The sequence below is a fragment of the Cohnella xylanilytica genome (genome assembly GCF_014212175.1).
Lineage (GTDB): Bacteria > Bacillota > Bacilli > Paenibacillales > Paenibacillaceae > Cohnella > Cohnella xylanilytica.
The window spans coordinates 1-4,122 of the sequence record NZ_JACJVR010000034.1; the positions used below are offsets into that span (position 1 = coordinate 1).

4 protein-coding genes and 1 pseudogene are annotated in these 4,122 nt (G+C 63.1%); all 5 read right to left on the bottom strand.

Annotated features, from left to right (window positions below; all coding sequences use genetic code 11):
* The coding region (locus H7B90_RS09900) for an NHL repeat-containing protein (protein ID WP_512699112.1) at positions 1 to 567 on the bottom strand (567 nt) is incomplete at its 3' end.
* Between the two features lie 350 nt (positions 568 to 917).
* Complete coding sequence (locus H7B90_RS09905; RefSeq protein ID WP_185135709.1) at positions 918 to 1,373, bottom strand: Dps family protein; 456 nt, start codon at positions 1,371 to 1,373, stop codon at positions 918 to 920.
* 367 nt (positions 1,374 to 1,740) lie between these two features.
* Positions 1,741 to 2,718, bottom strand: coding sequence for an FTR1 family iron permease (locus tag H7B90_RS09910; protein WP_185135710.1), 978 nt, complete (start codon positions 2,716 to 2,718; stop codon positions 1,741 to 1,743).
* 81 nt (positions 2,719 to 2,799) lie between these two features.
* Positions 2,800 to 3,573, bottom strand: a complete 774-nt coding sequence (locus tag H7B90_RS09915; RefSeq protein ID WP_185135711.1) for a hypothetical protein — start codon at positions 3,571 to 3,573, stop codon at positions 2,800 to 2,802.
* A 115-nt stretch (positions 3,574 to 3,688) separates the two neighbouring features.
* Positions 3,689 to 4,122 (bottom strand): annotated as a pseudogene (locus tag H7B90_RS09920) (nucleoporin-interacting protein); the annotation flags it as partial.

Genomic DNA, 4,122 nt, shown 5'->3' on the forward strand with positions numbered 1-4,122 from the left:
GTCGACCGCCACGTCGGACGGCGCGTAGAACCGCGCGTCCGCCCCCTTGCCGTCGGCGAGGCCGATGAGGCCGTTGCCGGCGAGCGTCGTCACCGTCCCGTCCGGCGATACGCGGCGGACGGCGTTGTTGCCCGCGTCGGCTAGGTACACGTTGCCGCTCGCGTCGACGGCCAGCCCGGACGGCTCGTTGAAGAACGCCTTGTCCAGCTTGCCGTCATGGAAGGCGCCGACCGGCAGCCCCGATTCGTCTTCGCCCAAGGCGAGGCCGCCGTAGGTCGAAGCCTGCTCCGCGGTCAGCGCCCGCAGCAGGTGGTTGCCCTTGTCGGCCACGAGCAGCCGGCCGTCCGGGAGCAGCGCGACCGAGCTCGGCCGGAACAGCGTCGCCTGCCGCGCCGCTCCGTCGGCGGAGCCCCACTGGTTCTGGCCCGCCCAGGTGCGAACCTCGTACAGCCTGGACGAGCCCGTCCAGCCGTAGTCCGCCGCGGCGGCATACGCCGAAGCGCCCGTCCCCGCCGCCAGCAGCACTGCGCCCAGGCTCGCGATGCCCGCTTTTCTCCAATTCTTCATGTCGTATCCGCTCCTTCGTATGATAGCTTTCATTCCGTATCTATAAAATGGAGAGAATAAACTCGGAGGGTTCAAACATAGAGCGCTCCGGGTCTGCCGCCTCAGCGGAACCGACTCCCCGTCTGCCGCGCCCCGACCGCCCGAACCCAGCTCGACCGAATGGCCGCCAGCTGGCTCGACCGCTTCCATCTTCTGTCGAAAAAAGGCGATTTAACTATCAAACAGTATACCTGAATTTGGATGACTCTTGTTGAAAAATGTACGGTTTTCCGACCTAAAAACAGAAAAATACCACCCATTAGAAATCTAATAGGTGGTATTCCCGGATCTCCCTCGGACCGAGGACGCGATTAAGCCTTGACCGGAAGCCCCTTCGCGGTCGCCGTCAGCATCCAGATCTGCTTCTGAAGCTTCTCGACGTGGCCGTTGAGGAAATCCGCCGTCACCGAATCGCCCGCCTCGTCGGCTTCTTCGGACGTCTTCTTGAGTCCCTCCGACACCTTGCGGAAGTCCTCGATCACCGCTTCGAGCATCTCCTCGTCGGTCGATTCCTTGCCCGCTTCCGTCAGCAGCGTCTGGTCGAGATACTGCTTGAGCGAAGAGATCGGCTTGCCGCCGACGGCCAGAATCCGCTCGGCCAGCTCGTCGAGAGCGTCCGCTGCGAACTCGTACAGCTCCTCGAACTTGGCGTGCAGCGTCGGGAAGTGAGGGCCCGTCACGTACCAGTGGTAATGGTGCAGCTTCGTATAGAGAATGTTCCAGTCGGCCAGATGAACGTTCAGCTTGTCCACGATTTTCTTGTTCATGTCGCATACCTCCCGGTATCTTGGTTCCCAAATAATGTACCCGAGAAGCCCGAACGCAAACCATCCGCCGCCGCATTCGCTTGAACCCTCACCCACGATCGCCTAACTCGCATCCTGGCTTCGGTTCCCGGAAATTCCTCTTCTTATCGATCGCGCTGAGCGGGAGCTTTGGGTGCCGAGATAGGGGGCGGAACCCGCTACAATCGCCGAATAACCGAATAGCGCATTCGACCCGCCCTGCGTAAAAATAAAAACGCCCGCTATGCGCTTCGCATACGAGCGTTAAGTTCGGCACGTTCCGGTTCATATCGGTCAGGCTAACCGATCTTCCTTCGGCCGGCTCTTCGATCCGGGCTAATGCGCGCCGTCAAGCGCCTTGACGCTGTCCCGGGCCGCCTCCGGCAACGCGGGCCCCTTCCGCTGCCGCGCCGGAATCCGCCGCCCTGTCCGTCCGGACCGCGCCGCCCTGGTTCCGCCTGGACAAGCCGATGAACAGCAGGAACAGATAGCCCCAGTACGCGACGACTTCCTCCACGGAAGGATTGTGCGAGTAGCCGAGGAACGCCTTGAAAAACACCCCGACTTGCCCGTTGATAAGAGGATGATGCCCCGTGTCGCGGATGTAATGCATCTCGTCGTTCGGATGCTCCGGCATGAACGCGACGATGTTGTACACTTCCCCGATCTGCCCGCCGGCCGTCCGATACACCGAGCCGAGGATGCCGAGGTCCTGCAGCATGCCGACCGCCTGCACGAGCAGCCCCGCCGAGATGAGCATCAGGAACACGCTCGTCGCCTTGAAGAACTTGCCGATCGGAACGCGCTTCGCGCCCTTGAACATAACGAAGCCGAGCACGCCCGCGCAGACGACGCCGAGCAGCGCGCCCCAGCTGGCGAGAGCCGACTGGATGTCCCCGCCGCCGATCGCCGCGAAGAAGAACACCGTCTCCACGCCTTCGCGAAGCGTCACGAGGAAGGAGTGGACGATCATGTTCAGCACGCCGCCCGCGGTCAGAATCGTCGCCACCTTGCTCTCCACGCTCTGCTGGTACGCGCGGTTCTGCTTGCCCATGAACAGGATCATGTGCGTCAGCAGCCCCGTCGAGATCAGCATGATGCCGATGCGAAGGTAATTCTGATTCGACATGCTCTCGTAGCCGGACAAGGCGACTTGGAAAAGAAGGGCGACCCCGTAGCTGGCCGCGATCGCCAGCCCGACTCCCGTCCATACCCACTTGTTCCAGCGGGTCTCGCCGATCTTCCGGATGTACGTCAGAATGACGCCGACGATCAGAATCGCTTCCATCGCTTCGCGGAAAGTGATGAGGAAGGCTTGCATGTTCATAACAACAACTCACTCCCGGATAACGTAGTCGCCCTGCCCTGCCTAGACCCTGTCCTTGCCCCATTTGCCTCTGCCCGGCCGCTACTTCCGCCGTCTCAGCCGCCAGGCGATCGCTCCTCCGACGATCACGACGCCGGCCAGCACGCCGATCGTCACCGCCGGATTCGTCTTGTCCGCCTCTTCCATCGGGGCGTGGCCCGCGCTCGGCGAAGACGACGCGGCGCCCGCTTCCTCGCCCGCGTCGTCCGTAATCGTCCCTCCCTCGAACGGGAACAGCGGCCGGATCTTATCGTCGATCTCCTGAAGCGTCGCTTCGAACAGCTTCGGATCGGACTCCTGCTTGCCGACGCCGAACAGCCCGGGGTTGCCGAGGGCGGTCAGAGCCGTGTCGAACTGGCCGTCGATCTTCTTCAGCTCTTCGTCGCTCAGCTTGCCGGCCATGTGGGGCCTCAGCGCCTCGAAGGTCGCCCGCGCCTTGGCGAGCAGCAGCTTCGCCTGGTTGTAGTCGGAGAAGCCCTCCTTCGCGTACTTGAAGCGGCGCTCGATGTTGAGGACGAGCACGCCCTTCATGTCGGCGAGAACCCGGTCTTTGTCCTTGGCCGCGAAGGCGGCGTCCAGCTCCTTCGGAACCTGCTCCCCGAAGTGCGAGCCCATCTCGGCCTTTCTCTCGTCGTAGGCGGCTTGGGCGCCGGCCCAATCGGGCGTCCCGGCGCTCAGCTTCGCGTTGATATCGTTGAAGGCCACGGCGATGTCCTCGGTGTTCGCGTTGCCGTAGGAATAAGCTCCCGCCGACGCCGGCGCGAGCCAGAACAGCGCGCACAGGACGACGAGCAGCCTCGATGTCGTATGGATCATAGATTGGCACCTTTCGATTCGGGAAGGTCTTCATTCGGTCGGTTCAAATCGATGTCGAACAAATGATAATCATTTTCAATTGAGGTGTCAATAGGAGCTTCTGCCCTGCCGCCCGTCAACGGACCCATTCATACAGAGTCAGGGTTCCGTAGACGGGATCGAGACGGGAGTCGGAGCGGAACGTCGCCAGCTTCTTCACCCGGGAATCGGGAATGTCCGCTTGGGCGCGGAACCCCCGCAGCACGCTGTCCGTCAGCAGAATCCGCGCGTTCGGATCGGCCTCGGTCTCGGCGACGAAGTACGCATAGGTGAAAATAGGCCGGGCTTCCGCCGGAACGTCCAAATAGTTCAGCACCCGCTCCTCTTCCCACGTGTAGACGATCGCGTGCTCCGGCGCCTTCGCGCGCAGGTAGTCGGCCAGCTGGTAGACGGCCGGCTTCTCCTCCGCTTGGCGGGCGACGAGCCGCGCGGCCGCCGTCGTCTCGGCCGCGGCGAGCGCGACGGCCAGCAGCGCCGCGGCCAGCTGCAGGGCGCCCCGCGGCCTGCAGC

Excerpts from the sequence above, each read along its gene's own strand:
- H7B90_RS09915 (WP_185135711.1), bottom strand. The coding sequence starts at position 3,573 with ATGATCCATACGACATCGAGGCTGCTCGTCGTCCTGTGCGCGCTGTTC.
- H7B90_RS09910 (WP_185135710.1), bottom strand. The coding sequence starts at position 2,718 with ATGAACATGCAAGCCTTCCTCATCACTTTCCGCGAAGCGATGGAAGCG.
- H7B90_RS09905 (WP_185135709.1), bottom strand. The coding sequence starts at position 1,373 with ATGAACAAGAAAATCGTGGACAAGCTGAACGTTCATCTGGCCGACTGG.